This is a genomic window from Streptomyces sp. CB00455, assembly GCF_001905445.1.
GTDB lineage: Bacteria > Actinomycetota > Actinomycetes > Streptomycetales > Streptomycetaceae > Streptomyces.
In genome coordinates, this window is record NZ_LIVQ01000001.1 from 1,003,482 (window position 1) to 1,022,997 (window position 19,516).

Genomic DNA, 19,516 nt, shown 5'->3' on the forward strand with positions numbered 1-19,516 from the left:
CTTCGGGGGACGTACGAGAAGGCGCGTCCATCAGCCGCGCACCAGAGGGGTGTCCACGAGGTGCTCGGCCAGGAACCACACCTGCGCCTCGCCGGTGCGGATGACATCGGAGACGAGCAGGTCGGCGCTGCCCTCGTCGCCCTCTTCGGAGAGCCGGGCGGCGGCGTCCCGCGCGTCGATCAGGATCCGCTCGTGCGCGTCGAGGAGCCGCGACAGCATGACGGGCACCGGCTCGACGCCGTCCGGCGGCCGGGGTATCGCGGTCAGTTCCGCGACGTGGCGCGGGTCCCCGACGGCGACGCCGCCGAGGCTCTGGACCCGCTCGGCCAGCGCGTCCACGATGACCAGCTGGGCCCCCGCGTGCTCGTCCAGCATCAGGTGGAGCGAGTAGAAGGTCGCCCCTCGCATGAGCCAGTGGTGCTTCTTGTAGAGGGAGTAGAGGATCTGCGTGTCGGCGAGAACGCGGTTCAGCCGTTGGCAGGCGTACATGCGGGTGTCGTGGCCGAGGCCGATCGGCACCTGCTTGAGCGTGCCGAACGCCTGGGTCTCGGCGCCCTTCTGGTGCAGCAGCGGTTGGCCGCCGCCGTGCGGGGTCGTGAGGGTGTCCATCGGGTGCTCCTGTTCGGGAGGGAGGGTGGGAAGGGCCCGGCCGCCCGGTCGGGGGTACGCGGGCGGCCGGGCCCGGTCTGTGCGGCTCGCGCTCAGCGGTCGGCGACCGCCGGGGCGGGGGGCCGGTGCAGGACGAGCCGGGTGAGGAGTCCGCCGGCGAGACCGGCCACGAGCGCGGGGGCCGCCCACCACAGCGGGTACGGCGCGAGGCCGAGGGCCGCGTCGAGGGACCAGGCGCCGGGGCCGGTGGCGGCGAGGGCGGCGGCGGCGCCGATGAGGACGAGCGGGTACTCGTATCCGTCGTTCTGCACCCACAGCCCGTGGCGCCATTTCACGGTGAGCGCGACCGTCATGACCCCGATGGCGCCGGTCGCGGCGAGCGGGGTCAGCAGGCCGGCGGCGAGCAGCAGGCCCGATCCGATCTGACCGGCGCCCGCCGCCAGGGCGGTGAGGGCACCGCCGCGGAAACCGTCGGCGCGGAACTCCTCGGCGCCACCCTCGAGTCCCTTGCCGCCCAAGTGTGAGCTGACCTTCTGCACACCGTGGCCGGCGACGAGCAGTCCCACCAGCAGACGCAGGATCAGCATGCCGGTGTCCACAGGGTCAGCCGGCGGCGTGCGCGCCGATGACGCTCTGCGCGTACACGACGCCCAGGCCGTACGCACCCGCGTGGGCCTTGACGATCTCCATGACCGCGCCGTACGACTCCTGGCGCGCCCAGTCGCGCTGCAGCTCCAGGAGCACCTGCACCCAGGTCACCGGCACCGCTCCGGCGGCGATCATCCGCTGCAGCGCGTGCTCGTGGGCGGCCGGGCTGACGCCGCCGGAGGCATCGGAGACCACGTACACCTCGTATCCCTGCTCAAGCGCGGACAGCGCGGGCAGCACCAGGCAGACCTCGGTCCACAGGCCGGACAGGATGATCTTCCTGCGCCCGGTCGCCTTGACCGCCGCCACGAGCGCCTCGTCCTCCCAGGCGTTCATGGTCGTACGGTCGATGGCCTCGTGCTCGGGGAACACCTCGGCGAGCTGGGGCAGCAGGGGTCCGGAGAACGACTCGGCGGCGACCGTGGTCACGACGGCCGGCACATCGAAGGCCCGAGCCGCCTTGGCGAGACCCACGGTGCTGTTGATGATCGCGGCGCGATCGCCGCTCCCGGTGCCGAAGAACATCTGCGGCTGGTGGTCCACGAAGAGCATGACCGAGTTGTCGGGCGTGAGCAGATCCTTGCTCGGGGCGGCCTGCACCTTGTTGATGTCGAACATGAGGGGTCCTCTCGAAGCAATCGGCAACGTGCCCGCCGCATCCGCGGCTCGGCACTTCTTCACGCTATGAGCGACCCGACCGACCGGGTTGACCTCCTGCGCCCAGGGGTTGGCACGAGCGCGCACAACCGGTCAAGGACCAGAGCCGCACAGTGTCACGGGCGCGAATGCGCGAGGCAGTCCCCCGCACCGCGGGGAACCGCCTCCAGCACCATGCACCTGCGGAGGATGCCGAAAACGCATGGCCGACATCTGCTGCGCCGATGCCCGCCGACGAGGCCCGCCCTCGGTTCGATTGACGGTGCCCCATGCCGATGTGAGAGATCGACACTCCTTCCGTGAAGAACTGCTTAACGGATCGGTGGCGAGAGCGGCGGCCGAGGGCCGGCGCGGGGGGCGAAAGGCCTTGTCAACCCGCGCCTGTGCCAGTCGGGTTGGGCGAATGCGGCGCCATGGCAGGCGTCCGGGGAGGCGAAGATCCGGTGATAGCATCCCGGCATCTGTGATCTTGATCCATTTTGACCGCAGATGCTGATTTGTGATCGGCGGCATGCTCTCCGCGTAACAGCAGGTGAACCGTACCGATCGGCTGTGACGCGGGGCGGCCCCGCGAGGTGTATCCGCAGCCGTCCGCATGCCATGCGCCCGGAAAGGTTTCCATGAATCGAGACGCACTTGTGTGGTGCCTGGTTGCGGTGGCGGCGACAGCCGTTGTCGCGGTCGTGGCACTCGTCGCCCGCAACAGAGCGCTGGGGGCGAAGAAGCAGCACACCGAGGCCGAACTGAGGCACCAGCTCCTCACGGCGGACAACCAGCTGCACGCGTCGCGCGCCGAGCTGCAGAGGTTCCGCAACGAGCAGGACGCCGCGCTCCGCGAAGCCAAGGAAGCAGCGGAGGAGAACACCAAGGCCGTCCTCAAGGGTGCCGCCAGCCTTCTGCAGAGCATCGCGGCCGAGCAGACGACCCTTCTGGACGGCATCCAGCGCAAGTACGGCGGACACGCCGTCCTCAGCGATCTGCTGGACGTCAACCACGCCAACGCCCAGATGGCGCGCAAGGCTCAGGGCATCGCCGTCATGTGCGGTGCGCCGCTCGGCCGTCGCAACAGGCCCGCCAGCGTCTACGACGTCGTGCGCAGTGCCCAGGGCCAGATCCGCAACTTCCACCGGGTCGCCATCATGCAGCAGACCAGTCTCGCCCTGAAGGCGTCCGCGGTCGCGCCCGTCGCCCTCGCCGTGGCGGAGCTGCTTGACAACGCTGCCAGCTTCTCGCAGCACGACGCGCCGATCGAGGTGACGTTCCAGCGCGTCCAGAACAACCTGTGCATCGTCATCGACGACGCCGGTGTCAGCATGAACGACGAAGAGCGGCAGCGGGCGACCGCGCTGCTCTCCGGAGAAGTCGCCCCCCGTCTGTCGCAGCTCGGGACCCAGCCGAAGTTCGGCTTCCCGGTCGTCGGCCTGATCGCGCGTCAGCACGGTTTCAGGGTCGACGTCACCGGAGTCTCCCGGTACGGCGGCGTCAGGGCCGTCGTCCTCTTGCCCGAGGAGCTGTGGACCATGGAGGAGATGGCGCCCGCACAGGAGGCTCCGGTCAGCGACATCCGGCGCGCCACCGAGAGCCGGCCCCAGAGCGCGACGTCACGCACGATGCACGGTCTGCCCAAGCGCGGCGCACGCCAGGCGCCCATCGCGAGCGTCCCCGATCCCGACACCGCCTCGCCGGCGCCCCGGACCCCGGGGGAGACGGGCCGCGCTTCCGGGCGCGGTCTGGGGGCCTTCCAGCGGGGCACGCTCTCCGGCCGCAACCTTGACGCCACCTCGTTCGAAGGGCCCGAAGAGGCATGACCGCAGACCTGTCGTGGATGCTCGAGGACATCGTGCACAACGTGCCCCATGCACGGCACGCCGTCCTGCTGTCCGCGGACGGCCTCCCTCGCGGCGCGACGGAAGGCCTGACCGAGAAGGACGTGCGCACCATCTCCGCGGCCATGGCCGGGATGCAGTCGCTCAGCCGGGCGACGGCCCACTTCGCCGGCCCGGAGCAGGACAGGCAGTGGAACCAGACCGTCATCGAGTTCTCGCACGGCTGGATCTTCCTGATCGGGGCAGGGCAGGGCTCCTACCTCGCCGCCGCGGCCGCGCCCGATGTGGACATGCAGCAGATCTCCTTCCGCATGCACCGCCTTGTCGCCCGGCTGGGCAACAACCTCACCTCGCCGCCGCGGGTGAGCGCCGAGGACGCCGGAGGTCCGCGAGGCAGCGCCCCCCGGCAGGAGGGCTCCGGTGACGCGGGATTCGTCCTCGGCGCACTCGACCAGGTGATGTCCGAGGTCAAGGGCGCCCGCCACGCGGTGCTGCTGGGATCGGACGGCCTTCCCCGCGGGGCGACCGGCAAAATGAGCCGCGACCTCGCGGATACGGTCTCCGCGGCCATGACGGGCATCCACGCCTACAGTCGGGTCACCTCCCAGTTCGCGGGGGTCACCGAGGACGCGCGATGGCGTCAGACGGTCATCGAGTTCCAGCACGGCTGGATCTTCCTGATGGCGGCCGGCCCCGATGCCTTCCTGGCCGCTTCCGCCGAACACGACTGCGACATAGAACAGTTCACCACGCGTCTGCACGAGGTGGTTCCCGGACTGACCGCGGCGGCGACACCCGGGAAGGGGAAGGGGACAGGCCATGTCTGACGGTCTCGAACACGATGAAGAGCTGGAACTGACGTCCCCGTTAGTCCCCCTCTTCGTGATCACGAACGGACGAGCGCTGCCCCCGGACCACGAGTACGAGCACACGACGCTCGTGACGGCGGCGCCGACGGCGGCAGAGAACGGCCAGGCCGCCGCCCGCACGCTGTCCCCGGAAGCGGCGCAGGTCATGGACCTGGTCGCGAACGGCTTTCTGTCCGTTGCCGAGGTGGCAGGGCATACGCACCTGCCCCTGGGCATCGTCCGCATCCTGCTGGCGCAGTTGGAGGAGGACGGTCTCATCCTCACGAGGACACCGATACCGCGCGCCGAACGTGTCGACAGAGAACTGGTCAGTGCCGTGCTCGAGGGCCTGAAGAATCGATTCGGAGCGTAACGCGTGTACCTGGATCCAGATGTCTCCCACGCGGTGAAGATCCTCATAGTGGGGCACTTCGGGGTCGGCAAGACCACCTGCATCGGCAGTCTCTCCGAGATCGAGCCCCTACGGACCGAGGAAGAGATCACCGAAGCCAGCGTGGGCTTCGATGACCTGTCGGGCACGCCCGACAAGACGACGACCACCGTCGCCATGGACTTCGGCCGGCTCACCCTGAGCGACACCCTGGTGCTCTACCTCTTCGGAACGCCCGGCCAGGAGCGCTTCAAGGAGATGTGGGAGGAGCTCTCCCGGGGCGCTCTGGGCGCGCTGGTGCTCGTCGACCCGGAGCGACTGCACGAGTCCTTCCCCGTCCTGGACCTCGTCGAACGTTTCGGCTTGACGTACGCCATCGCCGTGAACCACTTCGAGGGCACCACGCACTACCCGCTCGACGAGGTGCGCGAGGCCCTGAACCTCACCGCCGAGACCCCTGTCGTGGAGTGCGACGTACGGGACGAGAACTCCTCGGCGCAGGCCCTCATCACCCTCGTGAAACACCTCATGTCCCAACTCGGCTAGGAGCGCAGGAATGCAACAGCCACGTGAACCGCAGGAGATACCCCCCGGCTGCCCCGCGCACGGGAACGTCCAGCTGTACGGCCCCTCGTTCGGTGCCGACCCCGACAGCCACTACGCGCAGCTGCGTCACTTCGGTCTCAGTGCGCCCGTGGACATCGCCCCCGACGTCCAGGTCGAGCTCGTCACGAGCTACGACGCCGCTCTGTACGTCCTGCAGAACCCCGCCTCCTTCGTGCGCGACTCCCGTCGCTGGAACGCCCTGGGCGAGGGTCGCGTCCCGGCCGACAGCCCGGCCCTGCCCATGATGGGTTACCGCCCCAATGCGCTCTTCAGTGACGGTGCGGCACATGCGCGCCTGCGCCGGGCCGTGACCGACAGTCTCGCCACGGTCAACGAGCACCAGCTCATCAGGCAGACACAGCAGTCCGCCAACTACTTGATCAGCCAGTTCAGTACCGACATCCGCGGCCAGGCGGAGCTGATGGCCGAGTACGCCCAGCCGCTTCCCCTGCTGGTCTTCAGCGACCTGTTCGGCTGCCCGCCCGAGATCGGCGACCGCGTGATCGCCGGGATCAGCGGCATCTTCGAGGGAACACCCGGGGCCGACGCGGTGCTCGGCGGGGCGCTCACCGAGCTGATCGCCCTCAAGCGGCGTCGCCCGACGGACGACCTGACGACGCGCCTGATGGAGCACTCGGCCCAGCTGAGCGACGAGGAGGTGCTGCACCAGCTGGTCACCCTGCTCTCCGGTGGCACCGCGCCGCTGGCCGCGGCCATCGGCACCAGTAGCGCCCTGTACCTCGGTGAGGACTGGCAGGTCGGCCTCCCGGTCGAGGACGCGGTCTCCCAGACCCTCTGGAACTACGCGCCGATCGCCAACTACGCGGCGCACTACCCGACGCACGACGTCGAAATCGGCGGCAGGGTGGTCCGGGCCAACGACCCGGTCCTCATCTCCTTCGCCGCGGCCAACACCGACCCCAAGCTCACCGAGCACCGCGAACAGCTCAGTGCCAAAGCACACTTGGCGTTCGGCGCGGGCCCGCACGCCTGTCCCGCCAAGGACCCGGCCTTCATGATCGCCGTGACTGCCGTCGAGACACTGCTCAACCAGCTTCTCGACGTCGAGCTGCGCGTCCCGTTCAAGGCGCTCACCTGGGCGCCGAGCCCGTGGAGCCGCTCGCTGGTCACCCTCCCGATCCGCTTCACCCCGAGGGCCGTCCCCCAGGCATCCGGGCCGTCCGGGCCCAGCGCGGGCCAGATGCCCCAGCAGCAGACAGCCGCCTCCTCGCCCTCCTCGCCCTCCGGCTCCGGACCCTCGCGTACGAACGCCGGTGTCGCGCCGCAGGCCAAGGGAGGACTGTTCAGCCGCTTCCTGGCATGGACCCGGGGCGAGTGAGGCGAGGGCGAGTGAAGCAAGTGTGACACTGGTAACTTCCTGAGTACCCAGTGGTAGTGGATGCTCTAACGATCATGTGGGTATGCATGGCGGCTGGTTCTCAGGAAGGAGCCGCCATCATGGGCGTTGCCACAATTCCGTCGTACGACCGCCGGGCGTCCGCCTCCCTCTTCTCCCGTCTGCGGACGGCTGGAGGGCAGGCCGACCCCTTCCCGATATACGCCGGACTCCTCTCACGGGGCGAGGTGGTACCCGCCCCCTGGGGCGGCTTCGCCGTGACCGGCTTCGCCGCCTGTGACCAGGTTCTGCGCACCCGTCAATGGCTGGAGCCCGACCGGGAGTGGCGGGAGCGCCAGGGGCCCGGGACGCGCTGGAACGCGCCCTCCTCACGCGAGATGAGCAACACGCTCGCCGCTCTCAACCCCCCGGACCACACCAAGGCGAGACGGGCGGCGGGCACGTTCGACCGAGCCACTGTGGAGCGCATCGGCCGCAATGTGCACCGGACCACGGATCGGCTCCTCGACGCCTTCACGGAGCGAATACGCACCGGCGAGGCGGACTTCTCGGAGCTCGTCTGCGAGGAGCTGCCGGTGGCCACCATAGGCGACTGGCTCGGGCTGCCGCAGGCCGACTGGCCCACGCTGCGGCAGTTGACCCACGATCAGGTCTTCACCCAGGAGCTGCTGCCGTCGGCCAGCCAACTGGCTTTGTCCGACGCGGCCACGGCCGAACTCCGCACGTACTTCACGGACCTGGTGCGTGATCGGCGCTCCCGCCCCGGCGATGACCCCGTCACCCGGTGGATCCGGACGTGGGACGCGATCGAGCCCGACCAGGACAAGGCCGACGAGGGCGTCTACTTCCTGGTGTTGTTCGTCCTGCTGGCCGCCCTGGAAACCACCGCGACCCTCCTCTCGACGATGACGCTCCGCCTCGTCGAGAGCCCGGAACGCTGGGACATGGTCGCCGACAATCCGGGGCTCGTACCCGGGTTCGTGGAGGAAACGCTCCGCTACGACCCGCCCACCCACGTGATCAGCAGGGTCGCATCGCAGGACTCCGTGCTGGGGGGCATCGAGATCCGCCGCGACGAGATGGTCCACCTCATGATCGGAGCGGCGCACCGGGACCCGGCCAGACACAGCCACGCGGACCGGTTCGACCCCGAACGCACACCCGGCCACCTCGCATTCAGTGGCGGCATCCACTACTGCCTCGGCGCGCCGCTGGCGCGCCTCGAAGCCCAGACCCTTCTCCGCCGACTGATCCGGCGCCTTCCCCGCCTCACCCTCGTACGCCCCCCGTCGATGGCGCCCCGTGTGGCGTTCCGGCGCCTGCTGAATCTGGACGTGGCACTCGCATGACCGAATCGGTCCCCACCCCCGCACACGCCCGGACCGCTCCCAAGGCGATACGTACCGAGCAGGACGGTCCCGTCCTGCATGTCCGCCTCAATCCCTGGGGGCAGGAGGACACGCTGGACGCCGCAGTCCTCGACGACCTCACCACCCTGCTCGACGACCTCCACGAGAGACCCGACGTCCGGATCCTGACGCTGTCGTCCCTCGGTACGGACTTCTGCCTGGGTGCCGACCGGGGCGAGTACCAGGAGGCATTGGCCGCCGATCCGTCCGGCGTGGCCCTGCGGCGCATCGCCGACAAGGCGCACCGCCTGTGCCAGGCCCTGGAGAACACCCACGCGGTCACCATCGCCCGGCTGCACGGGCGGGTCATCGGCGCGGGTCTCGCCCTCGCCTCCTTCTGCGATCTGCGCGCCGGCGCCGACACCAGCCGCTTTCGCATGCCGGAGGTCGGCATAGGGCTGCCGCCGGCGTGGGGCGGGGCGATGGGACGCCTGGTCTCCGAGGTTGGCACCTCCAGGATTCGCGAGCTCATGCTCACCTGCGACGTCTTCGACGCCGACACGGCCCACCGTATCGGCCTGCTCCACCGGACCGCCCCGCTCGACCAGCTGGACAAGGTGGTCGATTCCTGGACCAGGCCCCTCGTCCGACGCTCGCCCGAAGCACTCGTCCTGACCAAGCGGATGCTGGCCGGCTACGCACGGGCGGACAGGACGGCAGACGTCTCCCTGCTCGACTCCCACCTCCTGGCCGCCACTCTCCACCAGCACGCAAGGGGCTGACCCCTCCCCGGCCGACGCGGGCTTCCGGCCGCCCGCGGCCCGCCACGGCATGGGGCGGCCGGGTGCCTGTCCGCGTGGCGGGCACAGTCCGCGCGGCGAGGTACCTGCCCACGCACGACCGGATCGGGCACCTCGCGCCGGGCTCGCAGCCGCGTCGGCTGGTACTCCAGCTGGACTTCGGCATAGGTCCTGGTCAACGGCCCCAGCATGGGTACGGTCGCGGGATGATGCCGGGTTGTACCCGTACCTCGTGGACCAGCTCTCAAAAGGCGGCACAGCGGGGGCGGTGCCAGCCACTGGCACCGCGGTCCGGACGAAGCAGCGCCGGCCGTACGCCAACGGGCCCTGGCCGAAGCATGCGACCACACCGCGACCACCAGGGCTCCGGACGCACGGAAGGCCGCCCTCCCATGGATGAGAGAACGGCCTCCGACCTGCGTTTCCGCACAGTCGGGACGACAGGATTTGAACCTGCGACCCCTTGACCCCCAGTCAAGTGCGCTACCAAGCTGCGCCACGTCCCGATGCCCGCTGACCTGGGGTTTCCCCAGGTTGAACGCGCAGGAGAACAATACCGCACTTCACCGGGTGGTCGCGCGCACCTTTGCCGCCGGCGTTCCCGTGGGGACCGTCGGCGTCCATCCCGTGGACGCGGCTCACGAGGCCGTCGGCGGTGGCAGTACGGCGCTGCGCGTGTACGGCACGCGCTGGACGAGGCCGCTGAGCAGCCAGTCGAGGTCCGAGAGCAGGCAGCTGGTCTCCGTCGCCGCTCCGCTGCCCATGGGGGTGCGCTCCTTGCCGGGGTGAGGGGTCGGGATCATGCCTGGCTCTCCGACTGGGCGAGGCCGAAGCCCCGTCGGAAGGCGGCCATCAAGCCGGGGTCGTTCACGGGTTGCTCCCTGTCGTCGAGCGCGAGCCGGGGAGCGGGCGCGTCCCGCAGTTGTGGTGCGAGGTGCTGCTGGGCGTGGCGGCGGGGCAACGGAGGCCGGTCATGGACGGAGCGCACGGCGGGGACGGGCACGAACGCGTGCGACGGCGGCCCGACCGGGACCGGCACGACCGGGGGCGGCACGGACAGGGCCGGAACAGGCACGACCGGCACCGGCGCGAGGACGGGCGCGACGGGCACCGGCGTGACCGGCCCCGGCGCGAAGACGGGCGCGACCTGGACCGGCGCGAACGGCACCGGCGTGGAGACGGACGTATCCGGCGCAGGCGCGAACGGCACCGGCGTGGAGACGGACGTATCCGGCACAGGCGCGAACGGCACCGGCGTGGAGACGGACGTATCCGGCGCAGGCGCGAACGGCACCGGCGTGGAGACGGACATATCCGGCGCAGGCGCGAACGGCGCCGGCCCGAAGACGGACGCGTCCGGCGCAGGTGTGACCGGGACCGGAGCCGGTACGCCCCCGTGCGGCGCGGCCACCGGCGCCGCACGGGCCGCCTCCCGGACTGCGGGCCCGGTCGGGGAACCGGCAGCGGCAGCGGCGCCCGGCCACCTCCCGGGGGCCGCCCGGGGGGCGGTGACGCGTACCGGCTCCAGCGGCGGCGCCGCCTCCCCCGTCCCCCACGACGCGGCACGGGAGCCGTCCGCGGCGTCGGCGGCGCCCGGCCCCTGGGCGCCGAGCAGTTCCTGCGGCAGGACCAGCACGGCGAGCACCCCGCCGTAGATGTTGGACTTGAGCTCGACGGCGATCCCGTGCCGCCGGGCCAGCGCGGCCGCCACGAACAGGCCGATGCGCCCGTCCGCCGGCAGATGCCGGACGCCGACCTGGTCGGGGTCGCCGAGCAGGGCGTTCATCCGGCGCTGTTCCTCCGCCGACATGCCCAGCCCGCGGTCCTCCACCTCGACGGCGATCCCGGCCGTGACCCGCTCCGCCCGAAGCACCACGTCGGTGTCGGGAGCGGAGAACACCGTGGCGTTCTCGACCAGTTCGGCCAGCAGGTGCACGACGTCGGCGACGGCGTGGCCCCGGACGCTGCCTCCGGCCGGCGGCACGACCTTGACGCGGGTGTACTGCTCGACCTCGGCGGCCGAGGAGCGGAGCACCTCGCTCAAGTCGACGGGCCGGGTCCACTGGCGCCGGGAAGCGGAGCCGCCGAGCACGGCGAGGTTCTCGGCGTGGCGGCGGATCCGGGTCGCGAGGTGGTCGACCTGGAAGAGCTCCTTGAGCAGGTCCGGGTCCTCCACCGTGTCCTCCAGTTCGTCCAGCAGCGAGATCTCGCGGTGGACCAGGGACTGGAGCCGGCGGGCGAGGTTGACGAAGACCTCGATCTTCCGTTCGCTGTCGGACGGAGCGGCGGGGCCGGCCAGCCGTACGAGGGTCGCGTGGGCCTGTTCGCGGGCGCCGCGCAACTCCTGGGAGAGCAGCCAGAATTCGTCCACCCCGGCCGGGTCCGCGCCGGGCGGGGGCGCGGAGGGCCCGGCGCGCACCGCGCGCGGCGGGGTCTCGCCGCGCTCCAGCCGGTCGGCGGCGGTCCGCAGCTCCTGGCGGCCGCGCACGCTGGAGCGGCGCAGCGCCTCGCACCGGTCCCGGACGGCCGAGGCCGCGCGCCGGGCTCCGAGGAGGGCGGCGGCGAGGGCCCCGACGACGAGGAGGCCGCAGCCGGCGAGCACGGGCCAGAGCCGGGCGTCGCGGTCTGCGGCTCCGCCGCCGAGCTGGAGGGTGAAGATGACCGCCGCGGCGCCGCTGAGCCCGGCGGCGAGCGTGGGCAGTACGGCGGCGCGGACCAGCTGGGGCCGTATCTGCCGGGCGGGACCGGTGACGGCGTGTCTCGACGGGGCGTGGCGGGCGGCGCGGGGTCCGGACATCGGCGTCCTCGGTACGTGGGACCCGGCCCCCAGCGATCCCGGGGCCCGGTGTTGATCACCGGATACCCACGCTAGACCGCACCCTCCCGCCCCGGGCGGCCGGTTGGGGAAATTCGCGGGGGTGCTTCCCGCTCCCGGTGGAGCGCTCGTACAGCCGCCCGAATCCGCCGGACCCCGCAGTCGCGGACAGGGACCGGGCGCGAGCCCCCGGGCTCGGCACGCGCCACCCGCCGGAACGCACGTACCGGAGGCCGCCGGGCCGGAGCCGGCCTGGTCGGAAGGCCGGGTCGGAAGCCTCACCGGAGCCGGCCGGGCCGGAGCCGCCCAGGTCGGAAGCCTGGTCGGAAGCCGAGCCCGGAAGCGTGGTCGGAGCCGGCCTGGCCGGAGGCCACCCGTCCGCGACGCACACCGCCGACCGCCCACCACCCGCCACCCGCCACGGACGGACCCGTCCGCCTGCTGCCCGGCCCACGGCCTCACCCGCGGCTCCGGCCGCCCCGGGCCGAAGGCCGATGAACGGGGCCGGCCGTTACGACTGGACCGCTTCGGGCTCCTCGCGGACCACGCCCGTCACCCTGGCCGTGGCGACCACGGCCGAGGACACGGCCGGCGTGGCGGGGCCCCCCGCCACGAAGGGCCGCCACCACGGCTGCGCCGGGGCCCCGGCCGCGCCCGGCTCGAAGGGCTGGCCCGGGATCGGCAGGGCGACCGCCGCTCCGGCCCCCTCGGCGGCGGCCAGGGTGCCCCCGCCCGGCTCCTCCCACGGGTGGGGCGCCAGGTTGAAGGTGCCCCAGTGGATCGGCAGCATCGTGCCGTGCGGGGTACCGCCCTGGAGGTCGAGGTGGGCCCGCATGCCCTCCTCGGGCGTCATGTGGATGTCGGGCCAGTATTCGGAGTAGGCCCCGATCTGGATCATCGTCGCGTCGAAGGGCCCGTGTGCGGCGCCGATCTCCTTGAAGCCGGGGAAGTAGCCGGTGTCACCGCTGTGGTAGATGCGGTGCTCGTCCCCGGTGACGACCCAGGACGCCCACAGGGTGTGCTGCTGGTTGCGCAGGCCGCGCCCGCAGAAGTGCCGGGCGGGCGTCGCGGTGAGCGTGAGCCCGGCGACCTCGGTGCTCTCGTTCCAGTCGAGCTCGCGCAGCCGGCCGGCCGGGACGCCCCAGCGCTCCAGGTGCGCGCCGACTCCCAGCGGGACGGCGAAGAGCGTGTCCGTACCGGCCAGAGCCTTGATCGTCGGAAGGTCGAGGTGGTCGTAGTGGTCGTGCGAGATGACCACGACGTCGACCTCCCCCAGCGAGGCCAGCGGCACCGGCACGGGGTGCAGCCGCCTGGGCCCGGCGAAGGGGAAGGGGGAGCAGCGCTCGCCCCACACCGGATCGAACAGCACCCGCCGGCCGTCGATCTCCGCGAGGACGCTGGAGTGCCCCATCCAGGTGAGCCGCAGCCCGCTCGCGGGCGGCTTCGCCAGCTCCGCGAGGGTCGTCGGGTAGACGGGGACGGGCGCGCCGGGGTTGCGCCGGATCCGCTGCTCCTTGCGGAAGTAGATCTTGGCGAACTCCGCCATGGAGCCCGAGGGCCGGGTCCGGGCGCCGACAGGGTTCTGGAAGGTGCCGTCGGCGAAGTTCGGCGAGCGGTGGATGCGCTCCAGCCGCGCCCCGGACGGGTCCGCCCCGAAGGCTTCGGGACGCAGGGCGCGCAGCCGGGGACGCAAGGGACGGGAGCCGGTCAAGGCGCCTCCTGAAGGGATGGGGTCGGGACGGTCGTCGGTCTTCGACCATCCCAACGCACACGTGCCCCGAAGGATTCCGTACACGCGCCCCGAAGGATTGCGCTCACGGTCCCGTCCTCTTCCGCCGCGCCCGGCACGGCGGAAGAGGACGGGGACTACAGCGGCAGCAGGTCAGGCCGCTTGGCCTCGACGCGGTCCCCGGAGGACTCGCCCCGCAGCCGGCGGCCGATCCACGGCACGAGGTGTTCGCGCGCCCACTGGATGTTGTCCCGTGTCACGTCCACCGAGCCGCGCGGCCGCTGCGGGGGCCACGGCTGGTCCGGGTCGGTGGGGACCTCGAGACCGAGCACCTGCGCGGCGCGCAGCGCGACCCGCGTGTGTCCCTCGGGCGACAGGTGCAGCCGGTCGGTGTCCCAGGCCCGCCGGTCCTGTACGGACCTCAGCGACCAGAGGTCCAGGACCGGGCAGCCGTACCGGTCGGCGATGGCGCGGACGTGCGCGTTGTACGTCGCTATCTTGCCCCGGAGGTGCCGCAGGACCGGCACGCCCCGCGTGTCGAACCCGGTGGTGATCATGACCAGTCCGACGGACCCGGTGAGGTCGGCGAGGGCGGCCTCGAACCGCTCCGCCACGTGGTCGGGGTCGCTGCCGGGCCGGATGATGTCGTTGCCGCCCGCGCAGAAGGTCACGAGGTCGGGCGCGAGCGCCTTGGCCCGCGGGACCTGTTCGGCCACGATCTGGTCGAGGAGCCGGCCGCGCACGGCCAGGTTCGCGTAACGGAAGTCGTGCTCGTCACGCCGATCGGCCAGGAGCACGGCGAGCCGGTCCGCCCAGCCGAGGAAGGAGCCCCCGGGTCCTGGGTCCCCCACGCCCTCGGTGAAGCTGTCCCCGATCGCCGCGTACGAGCCGATGGTCTTGGGTGTCGTCGTCGTCGCTGCCACGGGACACCATCCTTCACCCGCACAGGTGACCTACGCCAACGTAAGCAGGGGTTGACGGACCGTGATCTACACCACCCCGGGCACGGGGGACAGGGAACAGGTCAGGCCGGGACCCCCCTCGGGCCCCGGCCTGACGTGTGTCCGCGCTCCGCGGCGGCTGCCGTCAGATGCTGACGCCCTTGGAGCGGAGGTAGCCCAGCGGGTCGATGTCCGAGCCGTAGGACGGGCCCGTGCGGATCTCGAAGTGCAGGTGCGGGCCGGTGACGTTGCCGGTGGCGCCGGAGAGCCCGATGCGCTGGCCGGCGGTGACGCTCTGGCCCGTGGAGACGGACAGCGAGGAGAGGTGGCCGTACTGGGAGTACTTGCCGTCCGCGTGCCGGATGACGACCTCGTTGCCGTAGGCGCCGCCCCAGCCTGCGGAGACCACGGTGCCCGCGCCGACGGCCTTGACGGTGGTGCCGGTGCTCGCGACGAAGTCGACGCCGGTGTGGTAGCCGGAGGACCACATGGCGCCCGCGGTCTTGTACGCGGTGGAGATGCCGCCGCTGACGGGGGCCACGAAGCCGGCGCCGCTCGGGGCGGTCGCCGGGGCGGTCGCCGGGGTCGTCGTCGTCGCGGCCGAACCGCCGCTCTGCGCCTTCTGCTTCTGCCGGGGAACCGGCCGCGGGGCGGCCGGGGCGTCCTGGACGTCCGGGGAGACCGCGCCGGCGGCCGGGGAACCGGTCGACGACCGTTCGGCCGGCGCCGGGGCAGGGGCCGCTTCGGCCGGTGCCGCCTCGCCCTTCGCGCCGAGGGTGAGCTTCAGCCCCGGGTGGATCAGGGAGGGATTGCCGCCGACGGCCTCGCGGTTGTCGGCGTAGAGCCGCTCCCAGCCGCCCCGGAGGTGGCGCTCGGCGGCGATCTTGGAGAGGTAGTCCCCCGGCACGACCGTGTAGACGGTCGGCGCGGCCTGCACGGCCGCGGCAGGGGCGGCCTGGAGCGAGACCGGGAGCTGCGGGGCCGGGGCCTGCGGGGGCATGGCGGGAGTCACGGCGGGGGCGATGGCCGGAGCGCCGGCCGCGTGGGCACCGGCGGCGCCCATCAGCGGCAGGGCGAGAGCCGCGCCACCGGTACCGGCGACGGCGAGACCGCGGGACAGGGAACGGGACTTGGGGCGGCGGTGCTTACCCTTTGCGGGCATGATTTTTTCCTCTCCGTCGCCTGCGAGGTGAGCTGTCGGGTTCGGACTGGAGATGTCCGGCCGTCCGTGTCCGGGACATGTGCGGCTTCACCCCTAGCCGTTCCGGAGGAAAGATCCCGGACGGCGGCTTACCTGGTTCCCCCGCTCCTGCCGCGCGCGAATAGTCGGGTGCGGTTTCCGGGTGGCGGCAGGATTCGGCGGTCCGCCCGGATCGATCGCGAAGGTAAACCAGTACCGCCACGGGGAACAAGCCGTGAATTCCCTGACGCATTCACAAAAATGAGGGGCCGGCGGAATTCCGGTCACCCTGCGTCCATTCCCCCACCCCAACAACCGCCCCGGCCGGGCGGTTCGCCTTTTGTGATCAGGCACGCACGGTCACCGTATGATCTGGCTCACGGGGACGTGCCCGATCTCGCCTCCGCGTACGGCAAGTTAGCGCCTAGTAGTGCAATTCGGACACCACACGACGATGCGGAGGAGTTCCCGTGACCCAGCAGATACCCACCCCGCCGGCACCTCCGCAGCCGGAGCCGGAATTGACCGGAGTGCGTAATTTCCGCGATGTGGGCGGATTGCCGACTTCTGATGGGCGAACGGTCAGGACGGGACGACTGTTCCGAAGCGGACATCTGGCACATGCCACCGAAACCGATGCGCAATTCCTCGTCTCGCTCGGGCTCCACACCGTCTTCGACTTCCGCAACGCCGCCGACCACGCACTGGAGGGCCCGGACGTCGAACTGCCCGGCGTACGGAACGTCAACATCCCGCTCTCGGACCCGGCCGACGGGCGGGAGTTCTGGAAGATGGTCCGCGACGGCGACCTCGCCCAGCTCCACGCGGTCCTGGGCGACGGCAAGGGCGCGGCCCGGATGGCGAACTCCTACCGGGGCATCATCCGGCACCGCACCGCCGAGCACGGCCGGGTGCTCCGCGCCCTGGCCGAGGACAGCGTGCCCGCGCTCCTGCACTGCGCCGCCGGCAAGGACCGGGCGGGGCTGTCGATCGCCGTCACCCTGCTGGCGCTGGGTGTCGAGCGCGAGGCGATCGTGGCGGACTACCTGGAGTCGAACGCCCCGCACCGCCGCTACCCGGTGCGCCGCAGCGGCGAGTCCGCCGAGGCCCGCTCCCCCGAGGTGATGGAGCTGCTCGCCCCGCTCTTCGACGCGCGCGCCACCTACCTGGAGGCGGCCTTCGCTGCCATCGACGAGCAGTGGGGCGGCGTGGAGCCCTACCTGGCGCAGGGCCTCGGGCTGACGCCCGCGACCCTCGCCGCGCTGCGCGACAAGCTGCTGGTGTGATCCGCAGCGGGCCGTCAGCGGTTGCCGACGGCCTGCTTCACCAGGGTCCTGCCGAACTCCCACATCAGACCCGAGCCGCCGTGTGCCTCGTCCATGACCGCGCGGAAGGCCGTCACGAACCGCTCCACGTCCCGCTCGTCCACGATCAGCGGCGGGATGAGCTTGATGACCTCCAGGTGGTCCCCGGAGACCTGGGTGAGGATCCGGTGCTTCTGCAGCAGCGGCACCACGACCATCTGCGCGAAGAGCCCCTTGCGGGCCGCCTGCAGCATGGTCCACCTGCCCCGCAGCCCCAGCGAGGACGGCCGGCCGAACTCGATGCCGATCATCAGCCCGCGCCCGCGCACCTCGTGCAGCAGCTCGTACTCGCCGACCAGGGCGGTGAGCCGGCCGCGCAGCAGGTCGCCCGTCGCCCGGGCGTTGGCGACGACCTCCTCGTCCTCCATGACCGAGAGCACCGCCAGCCCGGCCGCCATCGCTTGGGCGTTGGACCCGAAGCTCGCGGAGTGCACCAGGACCCGGTCCATGGACGAGTAGACCTTCTTGAAGATCCAGTCCTTGCCCAGGGTCGCACCGACCGGCACGTAGCCGCCCGAGAGCGCCTTGGCCACGCACACCAGGTCCGGTTCGACGCCCGGTTCGTGCTGGTACGCGTAGAAATCACCGGTCCGTCCGAGACCGGTCTGCACCTCGTCCGCGATCAGCAGGGCCTTGTGGCGGTGCAGCAGTTCCTGCGCCGCGAGCAGGTAGCCGGGCGGGGCGGAAAGCACCCCTTTGCCCTGGATCGGCTCGACCACGAGGGCCGCCACGTCACCCCGCGCCAGTTCCCGCTCCAGGGCGGTCAGGTCGCCGAGCGCGATCTTCGTGTCGGGGAGCAGCGGCGCGAAGCCGTCCCGGAAGCCGTCCTCGCCGTTCACCGAGAGCGAGCCGGTGGTGAGCCCGTGGAAGGCGTGGTCGCAGTAGAGGATCCTGGTGCGTCCGGTGGCGTACCGGGCGAACTTCAGCGCGGTCTCCACCGCCTCGGTGCCGCTGTTCCCGAAGAAGACCCGGTCCAGGTGCGGGCTGTGGGAGAGCAGCTTCTCGGCGAGCAGTCCGGGCAGTGGCTGGCAGTCGAAGCGGGTGAGGTCGGCGAGCTGGGCGTCCAGGACGTCGTGCAGGGCGCGCCGGACCACGGGGTGGTGCCGGCCCAGGCCCATCACCCCGAACCCGGCCAGCATGTCGAGGTAGTCGTTGCCCTCGGCGTCCCAGAAGTGGGCGCCCTCGGCCCGTACGTACACCTTGTCGAAGCCGATGGTGCGCAGCATCCGGGGCAGCTGGTGGTTGAGGTGGCGGGTGTGCAGCTCGTACCGCTCCCCGCCCCGCTCCGCCAGCAGGGCGCCGAGGTCGAAGCCCTGGCCCCGGCCGCCCCCGTCCCGTTCCCGGCGGCCCTGTCCGGCGGGGGTCATGCCGAGCTGCCCCGGTTGCCGGCGATCGTCTCCCGCGCCGCGCGCAGGGACTCCTTGAGCGAGCCCATGGTGGCGAGGACGGCGGTCGGCTCGTAGCCGCAGTGGGCCATGCAGTTCGCGCAGCGCGGGTCCTTGCCGCGGCCGTAACTGTTCCAGTCGGTGTCCTCGATCAGTTCCCGGTAGGTGCTCACGTATCCGTCGCTCATCAGATAGCAGGGGCGCTGCCACCCGAAAAGGGAGTAGTTCGGAATGGCCCAGGCCGTGCAGGGGAAATCGGCCTTTCCTTCCAGGAAGTCCAGGAAGAGCGGCGAGTGGTTGAGGCGCCAGCGCCTGCGGTTGCCTCCCGCGAAGGCTTTGCGGAAGAGTTCTCGGGTCTGTTCCACACCCAGGAAGTGCTCCTGGTCGGGGGCCTTTTCGTAGGCGTAGGCGGGCGAGATCATCATCTCGTCCACCTGGAGGTCGTCATTCAGGTAGTTGAGCACCTCGATGATGGTCTGGGGGGTGTCCGTGTTGAAGAAGGTGGAGTTCGTGGTCACCCGGAAGCCGCGCCTCTTCGCCTCCTTGATGGCCTCGACGGCCTCGTCGAAGACGCCCTCCTTGGCCACCGACTCGTCGTGCCGCTCGCGCAGGCCGTCGATGTGCACGGCGAAGGCGAAGTAGGGGGACGGCGTGAACTTCTCGATCTTCTTGCGCAACAGCACGGCGTTGGTGCAGAGGAAGACGTACCTGCGCCGCGCGACCAACTGCCGCACGATCTCGTGGATCTGGGGGTGCATCAGGGGCTCTCCGCCCGCGATGGACACCATGGGAGCGCCGGACTCCAGCACGGCGCCGACCGCCTGGGCGACCGGCATGCGCTGCTTGAGCACCCCGGCCGGGTGCTGGATCTTCCCGCACCCCTCACAGGCCAGGTTGCAGGCGTAGAGCGGTTCCAGCTCGACGATCAGCGGGAACTTCTCACGCTTGCGGAGCTTTTGTTCGAGAAGATAGGTCCCGACCCTGACGGTCTGGCGCAGCGGCATGGCCATC

Annotated in this window: 17 protein-coding genes, 1 tRNA gene, 1 pseudogene and 1 riboswitch; of the genes and pseudogenes, 8 read left to right on the forward strand and 11 right to left on the reverse strand. The window is 71.4% G+C overall.

Features of this window, described 5'->3' with window-relative positions:
• Nucleotides 1-30: 30 nt before the first annotated feature.
• From AMK16_RS04600 to AMK16_RS04610, 3 genes are all read right to left on the reverse strand, one after another.
• Nucleotides 31-609: a Dps family protein gene (locus AMK16_RS04600; RefSeq protein ID WP_073908848.1), complete on the reverse strand. Its 579-nt coding sequence runs from the start codon at nt 607-609 to the stop codon at nt 31-33.
• A 92-nt stretch (nt 610-701) separates the two neighbouring features.
• Complete coding sequence (locus AMK16_RS04605) at nt 702-1,208, reverse strand: DoxX family membrane protein (protein WP_073908851.1); 507 nt, start codon at nt 1,206-1,208, stop codon at nt 702-704.
• Nucleotides 1,209-1,212: 4 nt separating this feature from the next.
• Nucleotides 1,213-1,875, reverse strand: a complete 663-nt coding sequence (locus AMK16_RS04610) for a hydrolase (protein WP_073908853.1) — start codon at nt 1,873-1,875, stop codon at nt 1,213-1,215.
• Nucleotides 1,876-2,534: 659 nt separating this feature from the next.
• Here AMK16_RS04610 and AMK16_RS04615 point away from each other — a divergent pair.
• The 7 genes from AMK16_RS04615 to AMK16_RS04645 all read left to right on the forward strand — a co-directional run bounded on the left by AMK16_RS04615 (nt 2,535) and on the right by AMK16_RS04645 (nt 9,073).
• Nucleotides 2,535-3,722 carry an ATP-binding protein gene (locus AMK16_RS04615; RefSeq protein WP_073908856.1) on the forward strand — a complete coding sequence of 396 codons (1,188 nt, stop codon included), beginning with the start codon at nt 2,535-2,537 and terminating at the stop codon, nt 3,720-3,722.
• Nucleotides 3,719-4,567 (forward strand): roadblock/LC7 domain-containing protein, encoded by an 849-nt coding sequence (locus tag AMK16_RS04620; RefSeq protein ID WP_242438585.1) that lies wholly within the window; start codon nt 3,719-3,721, stop codon nt 4,565-4,567. The genes AMK16_RS04615 and AMK16_RS04620 overlap by 4 nt, the downstream gene beginning before the upstream one ends.
• Entirely contained in the window at nt 4,560-4,961 is a 402-nt protein-coding gene (locus AMK16_RS04625) for a DUF742 domain-containing protein (RefSeq protein WP_073908858.1), read from the forward strand. The genes AMK16_RS04620 and AMK16_RS04625 overlap by 8 nt, the downstream gene beginning before the upstream one ends.
• A gap of 3 nt (nt 4,962-4,964) precedes the next feature.
• On the forward strand, nt 4,965-5,525 hold the full coding sequence (locus tag AMK16_RS04630; RefSeq protein WP_073908861.1) for a GTP-binding protein: 561 nt from the start codon (nt 4,965-4,967) through the stop codon (nt 5,523-5,525).
• Between the two features lie 10 nt (nt 5,526-5,535).
• On the forward strand, nt 5,536-6,924 hold the full coding sequence (locus AMK16_RS04635) for a cytochrome P450 (protein WP_073908864.1): 1,389 nt from the start codon (nt 5,536-5,538) through the stop codon (nt 6,922-6,924).
• A gap of 119 nt (nt 6,925-7,043) precedes the next feature.
• Nucleotides 7,044-8,291 (forward strand): cytochrome P450, encoded by a 1,248-nt coding sequence (locus tag AMK16_RS04640; protein ID WP_073908866.1) that lies wholly within the window; start codon nt 7,044-7,046, stop codon nt 8,289-8,291.
• On the forward strand, nt 8,288-9,073 hold the full coding sequence (locus AMK16_RS04645) for an enoyl-CoA hydratase/isomerase family protein (RefSeq protein ID WP_073908869.1): 786 nt from the start codon (nt 8,288-8,290) through the stop codon (nt 9,071-9,073). Before AMK16_RS04640 ends, AMK16_RS04645 begins: the two co-directional genes overlap by 4 nt.
• Before the next feature lie 450 nt (nt 9,074-9,523).
• On the opposite strand, the gene AMK16_RS04650 is transcribed toward AMK16_RS04645, so the two are convergent.
• The 6 genes and pseudogenes from AMK16_RS04650 to AMK16_RS04675 form a co-directional block, all read right to left on the reverse strand.
• Nucleotides 9,524-9,597: transfer RNA gene (locus AMK16_RS04650), tRNA-Pro, on the reverse strand.
• 106 nt (nt 9,598-9,703) lie between these two features.
• A pseudogene (locus AMK16_RS04655) lies at nt 9,704-9,855 on the reverse strand (roadblock/LC7 domain-containing protein); the annotation flags it as partial.
• 35 nt (nt 9,856-9,890) lie between these two features.
• Entirely contained in the window at nt 9,891-11,888 is a 1,998-nt protein-coding gene (locus tag AMK16_RS04660) for a sensor histidine kinase (RefSeq protein ID WP_073908871.1), read from the reverse strand.
• Between the two features lie 529 nt (nt 11,889-12,417).
• The gene (locus AMK16_RS04665) at nt 12,418-13,617 is read right to left on the reverse strand and encodes an MBL fold metallo-hydrolase (RefSeq protein WP_073908874.1); all 1,200 of its coding nucleotides are present in this window, start codon (nt 13,615-13,617) and stop codon (nt 12,418-12,420) included.
• A 155-nt stretch (nt 13,618-13,772) separates the two neighbouring features.
• Nucleotides 13,773-14,558, reverse strand: coding sequence for an SGNH/GDSL hydrolase family protein (locus AMK16_RS04670; protein WP_073908877.1), 786 nt, complete (start codon nt 14,556-14,558; stop codon nt 13,773-13,775).
• Between the two features lie 163 nt (nt 14,559-14,721).
• Nucleotides 14,722-15,738: a M23 family metallopeptidase gene (locus tag AMK16_RS04675; protein ID WP_073908880.1), complete on the reverse strand. Its 1,017-nt coding sequence runs from the start codon at nt 15,736-15,738 to the stop codon at nt 14,722-14,724.
• A 2-nt stretch (nt 15,739-15,740) separates the two neighbouring features.
• A riboswitch (cyclic di-AMP (ydaO/yuaA leader) is annotated at nt 15,741-15,915 on the reverse strand.
• Nucleotides 15,916-16,226: 311 nt separating this feature from the next.
• Here AMK16_RS04675 and AMK16_RS04680 point away from each other — a divergent pair.
• Entirely contained in the window at nt 16,227-17,042 is an 816-nt protein-coding gene (locus AMK16_RS04680) for a tyrosine-protein phosphatase (RefSeq protein WP_073908883.1), read from the forward strand.
• A gap of 14 nt (nt 17,043-17,056) precedes the next feature.
• Here the strand turns inward: AMK16_RS04680 and AMK16_RS04685 are convergent, their stop codons facing one another.
• Together AMK16_RS04685 and hpnH are read right to left on the reverse strand one after the other, a co-directional pair.
• Nucleotides 17,057-18,487 (reverse strand): aspartate aminotransferase family protein, encoded by a 1,431-nt coding sequence (locus AMK16_RS04685; RefSeq protein ID WP_073908885.1) that lies wholly within the window; start codon nt 18,485-18,487, stop codon nt 17,057-17,059.
• Nucleotides 18,484-19,515 (reverse strand): adenosyl-hopene transferase HpnH, encoded by a 1,032-nt coding sequence (gene hpnH / locus AMK16_RS04690; RefSeq protein WP_073908888.1) that lies wholly within the window; start codon nt 19,513-19,515, stop codon nt 18,484-18,486. Before hpnH ends, AMK16_RS04685 begins: the two co-directional genes overlap by 4 nt.
• Between the last annotated feature and the right edge of the window lies 1 nt (nt 19,516).